Below are 17721 nucleotides of genomic sequence, written 5' to 3'. Positions count from 1 at the left end.
ATAGTGTATAAAATGGAAAGAAGCGCACAATAAGAATTTTGTTTTCTTGTTTTTAAAACGAGAGATTATTAATTAAATTAAATTATTAATAAAGTAAGATAATTATATGATTTTATATTAAAATTATATAATTTGTTAAGTGTTTTCTTTAATACAATTTTGGCCATGTAATTTTAGTTTTTTTATTAAAAATTACGCTGAAAATTTTCCTTTGTAATATTGTTTTTCTCCTAAATATGAAGGTTTTTTTTGTCATTTTATGGTGCATTTTGGGTTTGGTATATTTTGCATTTAATAACCATTATGGTTGTTGGTAATATATTTTACTCTTTCAGAAAAAAGGGATTTTTTCGTTGATGTATGAGGTGTGTATGGTGGTGATTAGAGAGCACTTTTGTACTTAATTTATGCAAATTATGAAAAAAAGAGTTGAAATAGAAAAGATTCATACCCAGATAAGCACTACAATCGCCAATGATGGGATTGTTTGTTTATACGAAAGCTTGCCATTTGGAAGCTATATAGGTCAGTTGTAAGTCGCTCTAGAAGGAGGGCAATATTATGCGTCAAGTAGATTTTTCACCGTTTTATCGTTCAACAGTAGGTTTTGACCACCTTTTAAACTGGTTTGATTCTAGAACTCAACCAGAAGATCTTTCTTCTTATCCTCCCTATAATATTGAGCGTTTAAGTGAGGATTCTTACAGGATTTCTATGGCTGTTGCTGGTTTTTCTCTTGATGAAATTGATATCGAAATGCATTGTAATCAATTAACCATTAAGGGCGAGAAAGTGCCTGGGAATGATGAAGGACGAGAATTTCTTTATCGGGGTATTGCTTCACGTGCTTTTGAGCGGCGCTTTCATTTGGCTGATCACGTTAAGGTTATCGGGGCTGAATTGAGCGATGGTCTCCTACATATCCAGTTGAAGAGAGAGATGCCTGCTGAATTAAAACCGAGAAAAATTGCTGTGCAGGCGCCATCATCTATTACTAAAAGAAGTTCCAACGAAGAGAATCCAAAAATTTAGATTATAAAACTGCGGTTAGTCCTCAAGCTTTTATGCACGAGACTTTTGTCTCGTGCTTTTTGTTTTCTAGACTGAGAAATTGTTGAGGAGAAGGCTGTTTAATACGTGAAAGTTATTGTGAATATAAGAAAAGAAATTGTTATGACAATAAAATCTAAGTGCTTTATAGGTTTCTAGCTACTACGTTAGCATGATTTCATCTTACATTATCCAGTCCAACACTAGAAAGAATGGTCGGAGCGGCGGGATTTGAACCCACGACCCCTTGACCCCCAGTCAAGTGCGCTACCAGGCTGCGCTACGCCCCGAACCATCCAGAACGACTAAACGACTGTTTCTTTAAAGGCAAGAGAAAAATCAATAAAAAAAGATCTCATAAAAACGTCATTTTTTTTACTTGAAGAGATTTAGGAAGAGATACAAGAAAAGTGTTTTTAAACTGATTTAAAAGTTATGAAGCTAATTTCCTATATCATATTCTTGTTTAATAGGGCGTAAGCAGTTTATAATATCACGAGTGAGTGACAAAACTACTCTCAGTGGGATGGATACAAGGATTTTTCAGGGGCGATTGCAACATGAAATTAAGAAGGATCGTTGAAATATTTTTATCAATTCCGTTTATTCAGTATCACAAGGAGGTTTTCTGAATGTAGTTGTCACAATTTCATATGCAACAATAGATCCTGAATTAAGAATAAAATATTTCGATTGATCTCTTGTTCCGTTGTTTTTAGTAAAATGGCATCGTGCCCTCGTGAGAGTTTATTCATAAGGTACTTGTTTGGCGAGAGAAGAGTAGGTGATGAGTAGTTATTCAATAATAAGTTTAACAGAGTCTGCAATAGAACGCATTAAAGACATCATGAAAACAAAAGATGCTCGTGGTATACTTGTTGATATCAAAAAGGGGGGATGTGCAGGTATGGAATACAAAGTTTCCTTAGTTACAGAAGAGATGCATGATGTAGATATTGTCGAAATCAAGGGAGCTCGTGTTTTTATTGCACGAGATGCAATATTATTTTTATTAGGAATGGAGATAGGTTACGAAATTACTACACTGCGTTCTGGTTTTACATTTAATAATCCAAATCAAGTTTCAGCGTGTGGGTGTGGCGAGTCGGTAGAAATTCGTCCTGTTTTGCCTAGCGATCTTGACAAGCTGCGTGGAGCTCATTGAATTTAGAATGAGCACTGCTTATGCAGGGTAATCATTCTATGTGCCGTTGGGTGGTAGTTCTTGTTTTAGGTGCATTTTTTGTATTACGCATCCCAACGTTTATGAAACCACATCCACTGCCCTGGATGTTCGCGTACCCAAGTCTCAACAATGTCATTAAGTTTTTGTACAGAAGCATCTATATCAATTTCATTATCTGCCTTTGATGGAAGTTCAATACGTTCATACAGTTCTAGACGGTGGCGTCCTCCAGGAAGACGAATGCAGCGTGCAGGATAAATATCACATTTGTATTGCCGTGCGAGTTTTATAATTAATGGGTTGGTTTTAAGTGGTCGATTAAAGAACGTGCTAGAAATTCCCTGACGAAATTTTTGGTCAACAAGCATGCCAACATTTTCACCTTTTGCTAACTTTTCTGCTAGTGTCCAGACTGCGCCAGCTTGAGATGGTACAAGATTCCCCATGGATGTCTGTCGAGCTTTAAAAACTCTTTTTGCAATATGAAAATTATTGGGAGGCCTAAATAATACCGTCATATTGAGAGAGAACTTCTGCGCACATACAGGAAGAAGCTCAAATTTCCAGTATGAGCTGTAAAAAAAGGTGTGGTTTTTTTCGTTTCTTAACCTTTTAAATATTTCAATGCCGCTAACTTCGATTAAACCTGGTTTTTCAGCATCAGGATCAAAGTCAAAAATTTTATCAAGAAAAACGTATTCAGCAAGCAAGAGTCCCATATTCTCCCACATCTCCATGACAATCTCATGGAGTTCTTGTTGTGTTTTTTCTGGATATGCAGCTTTGAGATTGTTAAGTGCAATTTTATGACGATGAACGTGAGGACCAAGTGTCTTTGCCAACCAAGAAAAAAAAGATAGTCCAATTTTTATAGGAAGGTGTCGTAAGATAGCTAAAAAACTGATTAGCGAATACGACCACAATAATATTAATATATTTTTTGTAATTATTTTAATATGATATATTAAATATTTAATGTAACTCTTTATCATAATTTAATCAATTTTGAGAATAATTTTGCCAAAGACATCACGATTTTCCATGCGTCTTAAAGCTACATCAATTTCATCAAGGTTAATAATGGTATCAATAACGGGATGTATAGCACCTTGTGCCATTTTTTGCATAGCATTTGCCATATTTTCCATACGGCAGCCAAATGAACCAAATATTTTAAGTTGTTGCTGAAACAATTGCATCAAATTCATAGAAACCGAAACACCAGAAGTAGAACCACATGTTACTAAACGGGCTCCTCGTCTCATACATAACATAGAGGCTGCCCATGTATCAGCTCCTACATGCTCAAAAACGACATCAACCCCTTTTTTTTGAGTTAATTTACGAACAACACCTTCAAAACGATCTTTACGGTAATTAATAACGTGGTCTGCTCCAAGAGACTGTGCCTTTGCAATCTTATCGTCTGAGCCCACAGTCGTGATAACTGTACAATTCATACGTTTCGCGATTTGAATGGCTGCTGAACCAATACCAGATCCACCTGCCTGTATTAAAATCGTTTCTCCCATTTGTAATTTTGCATTATCAAAAAGCATATGTTCCACTGTACCAAAGGTGATAGGAGCAACGGCAGCTCCTATCTTACTGCATCCTGTAGGAGCTGGAATTAATAAGCGCGCCGGAATGTTTATGAATTCACGACTAAATCCATCTAAATGAAAACCGTAAACACCTTTCACATTATGGCAAAGATTATCGCGTTTTTCACAACAGGCCTGACAGATACCACAGGTCTGTGCTCCATAAATAGAAACGAGTTGCCCAAGTTGTAAATTTTTTACATCATTTCCTAATTGAGTAATCTCTCCAGAGGCTTCTGCACCTATGATGAGTGGCATTTTTCTTTTTGCGAATGCCATACCACGCCATCCCCATACATCAATATGGTTAAGAGCAACAACCTTTATACGTACTGTTGCTTCATCAGGATTTGGAGGAGGAGGAGGAGCGATATCAGTAATTTCAAGCCGACGTTCATTGAATAATTGCAGTGCACGCATTATTATTATTACCTTTAACTATATAACATAATATATTGATTATTCATTATTTTTATTAAAAAAATTGTTTCCATTGTAAGCAGTAATAACAAGGCTGGTATTTTGACCACCAAAACCAAATGAATTCGATAAAACTGCATTGACATGAGCCTTACGACTACAATTTGGAACGACATCCAGAGGGATAGCAGGATCAGGATCGTCATAATTAATGGTAGGAGGGAGGATTCCCGATTGGATTGTCAAAAGAGAAAAGATGGCTTCTATGGCTCCTGCAGCAGTCAGTGTATGGCCAATCATCGATTTATTAGAAGAAACAGGGATACACTCCAAAATTTTACCAAAGACTGTTGATAGTGCCAAATACTCCATCTTTTCATTTTCAGGAGTTGAGGTGCCATGAGCATTGATATAATCAATTCCATGTATGGTTGTATTTGCATCCGCTAAAGCTTTACGAACTGCTTCAATTGCTGGTGATGCGTCAGGTTTTGAGCGTGTACGGTGAAAATCGTCAGCTGTTTCTCCACAACCAGCTATGATGCCGAGAATGGTTGCATTACGACTTAGAGCACTCTTGAGGGATTCAAGAACAAGAGCACCTGATCCCTCTGCCATAACGAAACCATCTCGATCTCTGCTAAATGGTTTTGCCGCTTTTTCTGGAGGATCGTTATGTGTTGAAAGTGCAGATAACAAAGAAAAACGGATAAGAGATTCTGCAGAGACTGAACCATCAGTTGCAATTACAAGTGCACGCTCTGTTTCACCCCGTCTGATTGCTTCAACACCTAATTGAATTGCTGTTGCACCAGATGCACAAGCAGTTGAAAGTGTAATTGGTAATCCTTTTGTTCCAAATGTTTCTTGAATTTTTTCTGCAATACTGCCAAGTTGAACAGACTCAAAAATCTTCTGATGAGGTTTGTGACTGCATATCTCGAGGAGGCGCGCATAAGAAGGTTCAGTATTGGGTATTTCTTCTTTATCAAGAGCAAAACGTTCTTTCCATTCGAGCTCAACAGGGGGTGACGCTAAAAACAGCGGCCCATTAAATTCTTTTCCATTGAGATCAGCTTGTTCTAAAGATTCTTCCGCTGCAAGGTGAGCCAATTTTTCAGAAAGAATTGAAGCGCCCATGGTACTTTCTTTAAGAAAATCAACAGTTCCTGCAATATGAGTACTTAATCCTTCAATAGAAAAACGTGTTATTTTGTGGATACCACTAATGCCATTGACTAATTTTTTCCAGTTTATTTCTTTTCCTTGTCCTAATGACGTTACAATCCCAGCTCCAGTTATCACCGCAATAGGACGTCCAAGGTGATCACTATAATTTATCATGGAGAACAACACCTTTAAATGGAAACTAGACGTGCCACACCTTCAGCTCTTTTTACGCCGACTGTAGAAACGAAAGCTTCACAGATTTCTCCAGAAAACGACTTTTCGTGAATACTGAGTGCTGGAAAGCTCTTCCTATTTTTAACAGCAATGGCAGCTAATGCAAGTGCTAACGGAAATTGGGCTTCCCATAAATGACCGAATAATGTTGTAATGCCGCGATAAAAAATATTTTCTTCATCAAGTGCATTTTTTTCTGCTTTCGTTGTCTCGTGAAACCCTGAGGCCGCTGAAATCATAAAAGAGGAGTTTGCTCCTATTTTTTTTAGCATTGTTGAAATTGTCTCTTTAAGTAAATTCTTTTTTCTATTCGTTTGATCTGTAATAAGTTCAGCAATTTCAGCATAAACATGTGCGTTTCTTCGTCTTGCATGTTCAGCACCTTCAAGAACAAGAAAAACAGCGCCAGATCCAGTAATAACACCACCACCAAGGCTATTTTTACGGTCCCAAACGGGTTTCCATTCACCGCGTGTTAAGAGGTTTCCAAGTTCGTACGCTAATAACATATCATAGCGTTGTGCATTATAAGAGGCACCCACAAGAACGTGAGTACTCTGTCTTGATTTAATACGAGAAGCAGCTATTTGGATAGCAGAAAGTCCGCTTCCTTCTTCACCCATGAAGGTACGAGAAGAACCAGTAACTTTGTGAACAATTGAAATATTTCCTGCTAAAAGATTTGATAATTGCGCCAGAAATAAAGTTGGGCGAAGCTCATTGGATAGAGATAAGTTAAGCATCAGGTCACGATCAATTTCTGTGCGTGCTCTGGTTAATATTTGTGTATCAACAGAAATGTCACGCTCACCCCCACCCGCAGCAACAATCATATCCATTGTAGATGTTAATTTTTCATCATTTTTGATTTTTGCATCTTCAAGAGCAAGACCAGCTGCATAAGTCCCAAGACGTTGCCATGTTTCCATTTGCCTTTGATCACTTTTCCGAGGAATTTGCTTATTCCAATCTACCTCAGTTAGCTTGTGGACAATATAAGGTGCAAAGCTTACATCATCAATATTTGGTGTAACCATAGGATTATTCAGTTTATCCCAATGACTGCTGACTCCTTCACCCAAAGAGCTAATTAATCCTATACCAGTAATGAATACAGCCTGATCTTGCATGATAAAAAGCTAATTATCCGTCTTTAGAGCAACAAGTTCGTCAATTTTTGCGCAAAGATTTTTAAGGACAAAATACTCCTCAGTTGCAACAGCACCTTCATTAATTTCTTGTGTCCATTGCTCTAAAGGGACCTTGATTCCAAAAGCTTTATCAATAGCAAAAACAATATCAAGAAAATCAAGACTATCAATTCCTAAATCGTCAATTGTGTGGCTCTCGGGGACAATCACACTGCGATCAATTTCACTAATTTCTGCAATGATATCAGCAACTTTATCAAAAGTAGAAGACAATGTAAGATTCCTTATAATGGTTAATCATGTTATAAAAGCTCCTAAGGCTACTCTATCTAGCCTCTTTTAAAAAGAAAAAAATATTAATTCCAAATAAAACTCTCTTTTGATAAAGCTGTGTTATAGCAACTTAATATCTTTATTTTTTCAAATAAAAAAAATCATTCGTCGTTAGCGGCGTTTATCTCTATCAGTAAGACTTTCACTTATTTTGTTGTAAAATTTTTTTCTACTAGCAGCAAGAACTGCGAGTGCTGTTATGTTTACAACTCCTCGTGATGTCACCGATGGTGTTAAAATATGGACAGGGCGGGCAGCACCAATCAAAATAGGACCAACATGAAGTGAATCCGTTAAATTTTTAACAATATTGAGTGTAATGTTTGCAGAGTCTAGTGTAGGAAAAACCAGTAGGTTAGCTTCATTCTTAAGACGCGAATTTGGAAAAATACGATCACGGAAAATTTTGGATAATGCAGCATCACCTTGCATTTCTCCATCTGCTTCCAGATCTGGATACAGTTCAGAAAGAATTTCGGCAGCACGGCGCATTTTTTGTGCATTTTCCGTATTTTTAGAACCAAAATTTGAATGTGATAACAATGCTGCTTTGGGTGTTATACCAAAGGTTTCAACTTCCTGTGCTGCGAGGACAGTCATTTCTGCGATTTCTTCTGCAGAAGGGTTCTCGTTAACATAAGTATCTGTTAGAAAGATAGTTTCGTTAGGAGAAATAAGCAAACTAACAGAAGAAAAAAGACTAATATTGGGATCAAGACCAATAATTTGTTCAATTAATTTAAGATTACCCTCAAAGTGGCCTTCTAACCCACAAATCATTGCATCTGCTTCTTCGCGCATTACTGCAAGAGCAGCGATAGTTGTTGTTGAAGTTCGCACGGTTGTCTTGGCAACTTCAGGTGAGACACCACGCCTCTCCGTATAACGAAGAAATAAACTAACATAATCACGAAACCGTGGATCATTTTCCGGATTTATAAGTTCAAAGTCTACACCAGGGCGAATTTTTAAACCAAAGCGTTCCAATCTTGTTGCAACTACGTGAGGGCGACCGATAAGAAGGGGGATCGCAATTTTTTCTTCAAGAACAATTTGCGCTGCACGTAGTACACGTTCATCTTCACCATCAGCATAAATTACACGTTTGAGTTTTGCTGTTTTTATTGCTGCAAAAACAGGTTTCATTGTCAAACCAGAACGAAAAACAAAACGGCTAAGTGTATCACGATAAGCGGAAATATCTTCAATAGGTCGAACGGCTACACCAGTTTCCATCGCGGCTTGGGCAACAGCAGGAGAAATACGTAATATTAAGCGTGGGTCAAAAGGTGATGGGATAAGATAATCTGGTCCAAAACGAGGGGTTTCTTTAGAATATGCACGTGCTGCGATATCGGAAGATTCTTCACGGGCTAAGGCTGCAATAGCGTGAACTGCTGCCACTTTCATTTCATCATTAATTGCAGTGGCACCAACATCAAGTGCACCACGAAAAATATAAGGAAAACAAAGAACATTATTCACCTGATTTGGATAATCAGAACGTCCCGTACAGATCATTGCATCTGGTCGAATGGTGTGCACTTCTTCTGGCATGATTTCTGGTGTTGGATTGGCAAGTGCTAAAATCAGAGGGTTCGGAGCCATTTTTTTTAGGTACTCAGGCTTTAGAACACCACCTGCAGAAACGCCTAAAAAAACATCTGCATGTTCAATGATTTCAGATAAAGTGCGTGCATTAGTTTTTTGTGCGTAATTAATTTTCCAACGGTCCATAAGGGTCTCACGACCTTCATAAACAACACCATCTAAGTCACTGAGCCAGATATTTTCAATTTTAGCACCAAGACGGACTAAGAGATTAAGGCAGGCTAATGCAGCTGCACCTGCACCTGAAGTTACTATTTTTACATCTTCAATTTTTTTTCTAGAGAGGCTCAATGCATTTAATACTGCGGAGGAAACAATGATAGCAGTTCCATGTTGATCATCATGGAAGACTGGAATATTCATTTTTTCACGGAGTTTTTCTTCAATTTCAAAACATTCAGGTGCTTTAATATCTTCAAGATTAATACCACCAAACGTTGGTTCTAATGCAGATACAATTTCCACCATTTTTTTGATATCTGGCGCATCTAGCTCAATGTCGAAAACATCAATATTTGCAAATTTTTTAAATAAAACAGCCTTGCCTTCCATAACTGGTTTTGAAGCAAGTGGGCCTATATTACCTAATCCTAAAACAGCCGTACCATTCGATATGACAGCTACTAAATTGGAACGTGAAGTGTATTGGGCAGCAAGTTTTGGATCATTATGAATCGCAAGACAGGGAGCTGCAACGCCAGGGGAGTAAGCAAGTGCCAAATCACGTTGATTCCCGAGAGGTTTTGTTGCCTGTATCTTTATTTTTCCAGGAACTGGGTGCTGATGATAAAAAAGCGCGGCATCATCAAAGCCGGTCTTTTGCAAATTACCATCGTTACGTTTTTCTGTAGACATTTGTATGATATCCAGGTTTTAGATATACGCTTCATAGAAGAAACGTTGTTTATAATAAGATTTTTTTACAATTATAGACTTTATTGTGCTTCCTGACGGATTATGTACTGCAGGCCCTTACTTTTTCGATACATTTTCTGAATAGTATAATCTCTCCATTTGTATGTTGGTAACGACACTTGCTATTCCTTTTAATAAAATAAGGTTATTATTTTTTACCGCAGCTTCTCACTATAGCACTTAATTCATAAAAATATTACGATAATTTTTTATTTATATTTTTCATTGGTAAATGAAGAGTATGGCTATAATGGCCTTTATTTAAGATGCTGAAAATTTCAAAATGAATAACAGTTACCATATGTTCCATGGTGAACGTATAGGGGAGCAAGATATACAATACCGCGCAAAATTGTATTCAATTTTAAATGTACCCAAAAGTTACAGCTAATTGCACAACCAATATGTTAAAGCAGCCGTTCTTTTATTTGCAACCACAACAGTATATGCACTGCATAAATAGTACGTACAGTACCCTAGAGGCGAGCAACTAACTTTTAATTGCTAAAAAATCTATGTGTTCAATCACAACCTAAACTTAGAAAAAAGGGAAGAAAATGCTTTCCCTTTTTACCTTTTTATTGGATCCGTCCACTTGCATGTGAAAGTATAGTATAAACTTTTCCAGCATTTGATACTAAATGTTTTTGAGCTGCACCTGCAGTTCCAGAAGAACGGGATGCATCGCGCAATAATCTCTCGAAATCTGCAATATATCGATCGACTACACGTTTGAAATCAGAGTCTTTCACGTACTTTTTCTTGATTTTTTCAAATATCATTTGTCCACTTGCAGTGTAGAGACGCTCCACTGTGATGTTTTTCTGTCCACGTTTATAATGCCTCCACAACCCAACAACAGCGTCATGATTAATGGCTTTTAAAATGTTAGCAGCAAGTAAATTAAGGGATTCTTTCATAAGCTGGGGTTTTGTTTGTACTTGTGAGGCAGTAGCAGTGGCAGTAGATTCATCATTCCTTTCCTCATGAGAAGCTCTCTCCAAGAGATTCGATACCCACTTGTTTTGATTCTTGTTATTTTGTTCAGTTTGCACAACAGACTTCGGTAGTGTTGCCTTTTTGACGATATCAGGGAATACACTATTTTTCTTACTAGGCGCCAAAGATTCAAGAACCTTTGGTATCAAGCGCTCTTTTTTATTATTATTTTGCACAACATTCGCCAAGTCTTTTAACACAGAGATTTTTTCTTCCAAAGCAAGATGAATAGCATCTATCGTTTCTTGCGCTTTTTCTGGTAATTGCTGAATACTTTCATTGACATTATTGCTTATTTTTGAAAGTTCTAAGCGTACTTCATTAACAGAGTTATGTATATCTTCTGCAGATTCTGAAAAACGTGTTGAAGCTTCATAAACAAGTTTATTCAGTGTTTGTTGCAATGACTTTTCAGAGTTACGTGCGTTTTTGTCAGTACGTTCAAATGCCGAATTGAGGGCATTTTCATAATGCTGAATTAATTTGCTAAACTCATCAAATTTTGAAACAAGAAGATCACCCAATTCATAGAGTACATTCTGCTTCTTTTTAAAGGCTCCGCTAAGCTCAGATTCTGATTCTTGAAGAGCATTAATAGTTTCAGAGAGTGCTTGAGTGTGGCTGCCAAAATTTTCCGTTATGTTACTCATTTTATTGAATGTACCTTGTACAAATTCTTGTAAAATTTCAACAGTACTATTTAATTCTTGGCTAGAGTTTGAAAAATATTCAGCTGTCTTACTAGTATTATGGAAGAAGTTATTTGCAGTTTCATTAAATTGACCATCAACACTTTGAATTGTGGAGACCAAAGCATTGCTATTTTCATGAATATTGTAAATTGACTGATTCAACTGTTCAAGAATACTTGAAACATTACCAACTAGGTCTTCTTTTACTGTGTTTACGGTTTGAATAGTTTCAAAATTTGCTTGAGTCAAAGTATCAACTAAAGATTGGTTTTGTGCATGAATTCTCTTTTCCACTTCTTCTGTAGAGAAAGAAATTTGTTCGCTGACATGCTGTGTTAAGTTACTTAAAGACTCAGCTGTATGTTGCGCAACTTGATTTAAGTGATCTGACAGCTCTGTTAGTTGTTCAACATGTCCTGAAATTTGAAGTGCTGTCTGATTACTCGTTTCTTCTAAACGGCTACTTACATCAGAAAGTTGATACCCCAAATTACTTTCAAGTTCTTGCATAGAGTGATAAAGAGCACTGGAACGTTCATGCAGTAGCTGTTCAATCGCTGTTGTTGAAGTATTCACTGCTTCGTTTAGCAGTGTATGAACGTTATTACTTGCTACTGTAAACGCTTCAGTGGTGTAAGCTGTCTGTTCAGTTAGAGAAGAAAGAAGCTTTTGGCTCGTTTCGTGAACTGTTTGTTCAACATTCGACACAATACGGTCACCGGATTCCAGAATAATATTTTCTGCTTTTACAGTAATATCAGAGACAGATGAGATAAATTTATCTCCAGCAGAAAGGATAGAAGTTTCTGACCTTTCCACCTGTTCAGCTACTATTGATGCTAATTGCTCAGAAACGATAAAAAGCTTTTCTTGCGCCTTATCTGTTTCACCATGCAAAGATGCGAGTATTTGCTCTCCCGTAGAATAGAAGATACCTGATGCCTGTGTGATTGTATCTTGTAAATTATCTGTAATTGCACTAATGGAGCTTTCCAGTGTAGTGCGTATATTATCAACACTAGTTTCTAGTGCGTGTTGAATTTCTCGATTCTGCTCATTATTGATAATAATAGATGTCTTTAAGGCATCAGAACGTTCTTCAAGCGCAGATGTCTGCATATCAATGGTTTCATGAACTTGGTTAAATTTTTGAGCTAACTTTTCTGTTAGCATATCTGCATGTTCACAAATTTGATGTGCACGACTTTCAAGATCTTTATCAAACAACTCTATGTGCGTTCCAAAAGCTTCAAAGAATTCTCCATTAGAATGATAGAGAGTGTCCTTTAAAATTTCGGTACGATCACCCAGCTCTTTAATGTGGTTTTGAACAGTTTCAACAAGAACCTTATTATTATCAGCAATCGCATCTTCAACTAAATTTACTTGCTGCTTAAGCGCTACGTCGATGTGTATATCACTCTTTGCGATGAGATCATGGATTTCTTCCATACGTTTTTCAAGTACGTGTGTTTGACCAGAAAGAACTTCGTTAAGAGAAACACTATTCATAGCTAAAGAATCGCGTAGAGCATCAGTGCGTACATCGATGTTTCGAGCTTGAACTTCTAAGGCTTCTTGAGTTTTTTCACAGCTTTGTGCGATAGATTCTTGTAGTTTTTCTGTGCAGTGAACTATATTTGCAACTTGATCTGCAGTGTGCAAGTCTACAGTTTGGACGTTATCAATTAAAGTTTTCTCAATAGCCGAAATATTTTGGGCCAATGAATCAATCTGATCTTTTAGAGTATTAGCAATTTTATCTTTCTCACGGTTGATCATATCCGACATAATGTCTCGTTGGTCAGAAAATTGTAACTGCAGATCCTGAGAGCGCTCTTTGATGATATCAATGATTGCAGTATCAATGTTTCTTATTTCTTCCCGTAGGGATTTTTTGCTTTCATCAACGGCAAGGCGAATATTATCGTGTCCACTTGTAAATACATCAGCAATATCAGATGTTTTTTGTTTAAGACCTGCATGAATTTGTGAGGCATGAGCTTCCAAAAATGATCCAAGTTTCTCAACGTTGTTCTCTAGTTCTTGACTATGCGCAACGAAGGTTTCAACAACAGAGTCACTATGTTCTTTAAGAGACAAGTCAACAGCTACCAAACGATCCTCAAAAGCTTCAATCGCTTCCGAAGTAATATCATCAAACTGAGATGAAAGTTTACCAGCTTTTTCATTGAGGTGTAGGATCTTTTCGTCAAAATTCTGCAACGATTCATCATGACGATCAATAATTGTTTTATCCAATACCTTGAATTTTTTGTCTACTTTTAACAGGGTATCATCTGTCACATCTTGTATATGCGTTGCAACCTTAGCAATACAAATTTCAGCTTTAGTAGCTGTTTCATTGAAAATGTTTTCTAGCCGTCTTTCATTATCATCAAAGCGCTCTGAAAAATTATCGAAATTTTTTCCTAATTCATGAAAAAGTTTCGTGTTTTTATGCTGAATTTGTAAAGTTGTTTCATTAAATTTTTCAAAGAGTTTGTTTGTAACACCATCACCTGCATAAGATAATTTTGCGACGAGATCTTCTCCTTGTTTTTGTAAGGTTTGAGATAGTATTTGCGCAAAATTTTCGACATTCTTTGCAATTTGGGATGTGACAGAATCAAATTCACCGCTTAATTGTTGCTGTGTTCCTTTAATTGCAGACTGTACACGGCTGGCATGGTTTAAGATAGCCATACGCTCGTTACTCAATTCTTTAATTAACGTATGGATCCGCGATTCATTTCTGCCATAAGCTTGCTCAAGAGTACGAACTTCACCCTGTATAATGGCTTCAAGTTCAACTGCACGTTTGAGAGTACGCTCAATCTCCTCGTTCATAGTGGCTATTTCTTCACGAATAGTTTTTCCTATGATCGCAATTTGCTTTTCGGATATTTCTCGAGGTTCATTAAGATGTTGTGCAGCATTCGTCATAAGCATAACAATATTATGCAATTCCTTTGAATGCTTTATCAGTTTAGCAAAGCCCCAGGACATCATAATAGGAATCGCAGTTCCTGCAGCTACCGCAAGTCCAATAGGCGATGTGATGAAGTTTACAACGCTCTCTAAAGAGTTTAGTCCTGAAGGGGCTAATTTATGAGCTATGAAAGCTCCTCCTGCCGCCCATAGTGCACTAAGCGCTGTTGTATTCCAGTAGGTACGAGAGATAGAGTTTTGCCGTGAGGATGTAAAATTCAATGGTATTATACTATCATCATTGGCAGGAAGAGGCTGTTCAGACAGCAGCGTATTCTGCACTGTTCCTCCTGCAAGTTCATCTGTGGGTTTTTGGCCGAAAAGTTGTTCAGCAACTGACTCATCGATAGCAGCGCCATCGTGAATAGAAGGAGGAAGAGATGAGGTATCATCTTCGGTAGTGGCATTTTCTTCAGCTGATGCTATTTTTTTAATTAAATCATCTACATCAACAGGATCAACAGGATTTGCAGAAGTATCTGACGACATTCCCTCAATTCCCGCTTTACTGAAATCAAAGTCCATTGCTTTTTCAAGAGCTTTTTCAACTTTCATTTCAAATGTTTGTCGTCCAGTTCTACGTGCCATACTCGCCTCACACTCTACGGATGGATAAAGAGATACGTTCTTTTCCAAGTAGCTTGCATATTAACTGTTTATTACCTAGAAGGAAACATCTTCAAGGCAAAAGTTAGAAAACTTTTAAGATAGAGTTAACGTGATACTCATTTCTCATTTAAGATAATAATAAAATGGTTTGTAAACAGTATATTGCATAATTATTGTTATAGTTAGATATTGTTCATAACTAAAATTCCATGATCCAAGTTATTCTTGATGGATGAACTCGGATAAAATCCGCAGTCGTATGCAATATTTCAGCAATATGAACATGTTTTTTACAAGATCAGCAGCCTGTATCGCCATAAAGTACAGATTTCACTGCTCGTTACGTAGTATTCTTTGTGATAAATGGCAAGTTTCCTTTCTAAGAAGGTGAAGAGGTAATTTCTCGCTGTGCATTTCAGGTTCTGGAGAGTAAAGATATATTGTGCAGGTGTAAAAACTATATACTCAAAATAGCAGTACTTTAATATAAAATGCTTTCATCAGATTTCATATCTAATTTTGGGTGAATCTACAAATAGCCTGGAATATACATAATGGTTAGCGTTTACGACTTATTTAGGCCAAAATGAAGATGCTTAATCTGGAGGCAGAAAGAAGAAGAAGCGCAGCCGCTGGTTTTGTGTTTTTTGGTATTTTCTGGTTACAGGGAGGAGTAAAGGGGAATTTCAGTGATTGACGGGGGGAGGCCTGCTTTGTCTAAGACAGATGCAGAAAGGGAGGGGGTGGGCATAACCTGCTGCTTAGGCATAGCCTGTTGCAAAGGTAGATTTAAAATTCTTAATATTTGACCTTTTAGGTTGAGGTGTTTATTGTGCGTGAGTGATACGCTGGGTTGTGGTCTATTGTAGGTTTTGAAGCTTTAGCACTGACATGTTGGTAGGAAGTGTATTAGCCGATGGGAGTGTTTTTATGCAGTTTGTGACAAAGGTGAGAGGGCGATGGTAGAAAAGTTACAAAACCTGCAAGATGTGTTTTTGAATACAGTTTGCAAGCAAAAAATTTTTCTTACAATTTTTCTCGTTAATGGTGTTAAGTTAACTGGTGTTGTGGCGTCGTTTGATAGTTTTTGTATTCTTTTGCGTCGCGATGAGCATACACAGTTGGTTTACAAGCATGCTATTTCGACGATCATGCCTAGCCAGCCTTTACATATGCTGGAAGGGGACGTTGGGTAGGTAATCATTTTTTAAAACGCTGGTTCAGTTGTCATGGTGAGCACGGGTGCGAGATCTAGAAGATTCGTTTCGCATATTGCGAAGAAGGTTTCTACCGTTATTTTTGTACCAATTTATTGCGTGGATAAGAGCAAAGGAGCTTCAAATGAGCGTTCGATCGCATCGCGAGTAAATGAAGCAGTGGGATTAGCGCTTTCTATAGGGCTTAATGTTGTTCATTGTGAAGTTGTAAATATTACTACAAAAAATCCTGCAACTTTATTTGGGTCAGGTAAAGTTGATGCATTTAAACAAGTTTTGTCTTGTTCAGAAGGACGTGATGTTTCTGTTGCAATTGTGGACTGTACTTTGACACCAGTGCAACAGCGTAATTTGGAAAAATTATGGAGTTGTAAGGTTATTGATAGAACTGCTTTGATCCTTGAAATTTTTGGTGATCGCGCACAGACACGGGAAGGGGTTTTGCAAGTTGAGTTAGCTCATTTATCTTATCAAAAGGGAAGACTTGTTCGCAGTTGGACTCATTTAGAGAGGCAGCGTGGCGGTAGTGGTTTTTTAGGAGGACCGGGTGAAACTCAGATTGAATCGGACAGACGCCTTTTACAGGATAAAATCACCCGTATTCGACGCGAGTTAAAGACTGTTGTAAAGACACGAGCCCTTCATAGGGCTAAGAGAAAAAAGATGCAGCATTTGGTTGTGGCTCTAGTAGGATATACTAATGCAGGAAAATCAACACTTTTTAATCAGTTAAGTGGTGCGAATGTTCTGACAGAGGATATGTTGTTTGCGACACTTGATCCGACTTTGCGTAAGGTTACTCTTCCTCATGGAAAAACGATTCTTTTATCTGATACAGTGGGTTTTATTTCTAATTTACCAACACATTTAGTTGCAGCTTTTAGAGCAACTCTTGAGGAAGTTGTTGAAGCTGATTTTATTATTCATGTGAAAGATATATCAGATCCTGATCATCACGCACATGCTCGGGATGTTTTAGAGATACTCTCAGATCTTGGTGTTGATGTTGATAATACAAATCGTATTATAGAGGTTTGGAATAAGATTGATATGCTAGATGAGTATACGCTGAATTCTTTGCAGATAAGTGCAAGGGCATTATTTAATCCTGCATTAATGGTTTCAGCGAAAGCCGGGGAAGGATTGAAGGAGTTACTAAGTACAATTGAAAGGCGGATTTTTGGAGAAATGCAAGCCGTTGAATTGGTTTTGAAACCTGAAACAATGTCGCTTATCGATTGGTTTTACAAAAATTCTGGAAAGGTAGAGCAATGGAGCCACGATGATGGTTCCGTTACCGTTAGGGCAGTACTTACCGATGAAGCAAAGAGACAATTAGATTGTATTAAGTAAAATATGTGCTAACGAGCATGTGTTTATTTTGGCACTTTGAGGAATTTAGTGGAATGGATGATTTTAAGTTAACTATTTTTCCTTCTAGAGGAGTGGCTATGTGCTATTTTCTTAGGAATATTGATGAATTTTGCTACTCTTTTGAGAAGTATTTTTATTTAAAATCCCATTCTAGAGTGAATACTA

At 37.4% G+C, this 17721-nt stretch carries 11 protein-coding genes and 1 tRNA gene; 4 read left to right on the top strand and 8 right to left on the bottom strand.

What is annotated here, in order from left to right; genetic code table 11:
* The first annotated feature begins 561 nt into the window (after positions 1 to 561).
* Complete coding sequence (locus PU02_RS05060; protein WP_053944356.1) at positions 562 to 1032, top strand: Hsp20 family protein; 471 nt, start codon at positions 562 to 564, stop codon at positions 1030 to 1032.
* A gap of 231 nt (positions 1033 to 1263) precedes the next feature.
* Here PU02_RS05060 and PU02_RS05055 read toward each other — a convergent pair.
* Positions 1264 to 1340: transfer RNA gene (locus PU02_RS05055), tRNA-Pro, on the bottom strand.
* A gap of 497 nt (positions 1341 to 1837) precedes the next feature.
* On the opposite strand from PU02_RS05055, the gene PU02_RS05050 reads away from it, so the two are divergent.
* Positions 1838 to 2215, top strand: a complete 378-nt coding sequence (locus tag PU02_RS05050) for an iron-sulfur cluster assembly accessory protein (RefSeq protein ID WP_053944355.1) — start codon at positions 1838 to 1840, stop codon at positions 2213 to 2215.
* Between the two features lie 83 nt (positions 2216 to 2298).
* Here PU02_RS05050 and PU02_RS05045 read toward each other — a convergent pair whose 3' ends face one another.
* From PU02_RS05045 to PU02_RS05015, 7 genes are all read right to left on the bottom strand, one after another.
* Entirely contained in the window at positions 2299 to 3228 is a 930-nt protein-coding gene (locus PU02_RS05045; protein WP_053944354.1) for a lipid A biosynthesis lauroyl acyltransferase, read from the bottom strand.
* Positions 3229 to 3231: 3 nt separating this feature from the next.
* On the bottom strand, positions 3232 to 4260 hold the full coding sequence (locus PU02_RS05040) for a zinc-binding dehydrogenase (protein ID WP_053944353.1): 1029 nt from the start codon (positions 4258 to 4260) through the stop codon (positions 3232 to 3234).
* 39 nt (positions 4261 to 4299) lie between these two features.
* The gene (locus tag PU02_RS05035) at positions 4300 to 5601 is read right to left on the bottom strand and encodes a beta-ketoacyl-ACP synthase (protein WP_053944675.1); all 1302 of its coding nucleotides are present in this window, start codon (positions 5599 to 5601) and stop codon (positions 4300 to 4302) included.
* Positions 5602 to 5618: 17 nt separating this feature from the next.
* Positions 5619 to 6794, bottom strand: a complete 1176-nt coding sequence (locus PU02_RS05030; RefSeq protein WP_053944352.1) for a beta-ketoacyl-ACP synthase — start codon at positions 6792 to 6794, stop codon at positions 5619 to 5621.
* Between the two features lie 9 nt (positions 6795 to 6803).
* Complete coding sequence (locus PU02_RS05025) at positions 6804 to 7088, bottom strand: acyl carrier protein (RefSeq protein WP_053944351.1); 285 nt, start codon at positions 7086 to 7088, stop codon at positions 6804 to 6806.
* Between the two features lie 171 nt (positions 7089 to 7259).
* Positions 7260 to 9614, bottom strand: coding sequence for an NADP-dependent malic enzyme (locus PU02_RS05020; protein WP_053944350.1), 2355 nt, complete (start codon positions 9612 to 9614; stop codon positions 7260 to 7262).
* Between the two features lie 638 nt (positions 9615 to 10252).
* Entirely contained in the window at positions 10253 to 14944 is a 4692-nt protein-coding gene (locus tag PU02_RS05015) for an apolipoprotein A-IV repeat region-like domain-containing protein (protein ID WP_053944349.1), read from the bottom strand.
* Between the two features lie 980 nt (positions 14945 to 15924).
* On the opposite strand from PU02_RS05015, the gene hfq reads away from it, so the two are divergent.
* Both hfq and hflX read left to right on the top strand, forming a co-directional pair.
* Complete coding sequence (hfq, locus tag PU02_RS05010; protein ID WP_053944348.1) at positions 15925 to 16161, top strand: RNA chaperone Hfq; 237 nt, start codon at positions 15925 to 15927, stop codon at positions 16159 to 16161.
* Positions 16162 to 16194: 33 nt separating this feature from the next.
* On the top strand, positions 16195 to 17535 hold the full coding sequence (gene hflX / locus PU02_RS05005) for a GTPase HflX (protein ID WP_053944347.1): 1341 nt from the start codon (positions 16195 to 16197) through the stop codon (positions 17533 to 17535).
* Positions 17536 to 17721 lie beyond the last annotated feature (186 nt).

The organism is Bartonella ancashensis, from assembly GCF_001281405.1.
GTDB classification, from domain to species: Bacteria; Pseudomonadota; Alphaproteobacteria; order Rhizobiales; family Rhizobiaceae; genus Bartonella; species Bartonella ancashensis.
The sequence above is the reverse complement of the archived record's forward strand: the minus strand, read 5'-3'. Positions and strand labels throughout refer to the sequence as shown.

Excerpts from the sequence above, each read along its gene's own strand:
- hflX (WP_053944347.1), top strand. The coding sequence starts at position 16,195 with ATGGTGAGCACGGGTGCGAGATCTAGAAGATTCGTTTCGCATATTGCG.
- PU02_RS05050 (WP_053944355.1), top strand. The coding sequence starts at position 1,838 with ATGAGTAGTTATTCAATAATAAGTTTAACAGAGTCTGCAATAGAACGC.
- hfq (WP_053944348.1), top strand. The coding sequence starts at position 15,925 with ATGGTAGAAAAGTTACAAAACCTGCAAGATGTGTTTTTGAATACAGTT.
- PU02_RS05030 (WP_053944352.1), bottom strand. The coding sequence starts at position 6,794 with ATGCAAGATCAGGCTGTATTCATTACTGGTATAGGATTAATTAGCTCT.
- PU02_RS05040 (WP_053944353.1), bottom strand. The coding sequence starts at position 4,260 with ATGCGTGCACTGCAATTATTCAATGAACGTCGGCTTGAAATTACTGAT.
- PU02_RS05045 (WP_053944354.1), bottom strand. The coding sequence starts at position 3,228 with ATGATAAAGAGTTACATTAAATATTTAATATATCATATTAAAATAATT.
- PU02_RS05020 (WP_053944350.1), bottom strand. The coding sequence starts at position 9,614 with ATGTCTACAGAAAAACGTAACGATGGTAATTTGCAAAAGACCGGCTTT.
- PU02_RS05015 (WP_053944349.1), bottom strand. The coding sequence starts at position 14,944 with ATGGCACGTAGAACTGGACGACAAACATTTGAAATGAAAGTTGAAAAA.
- PU02_RS05060 (WP_053944356.1), top strand. The coding sequence starts at position 562 with ATGCGTCAAGTAGATTTTTCACCGTTTTATCGTTCAACAGTAGGTTTT.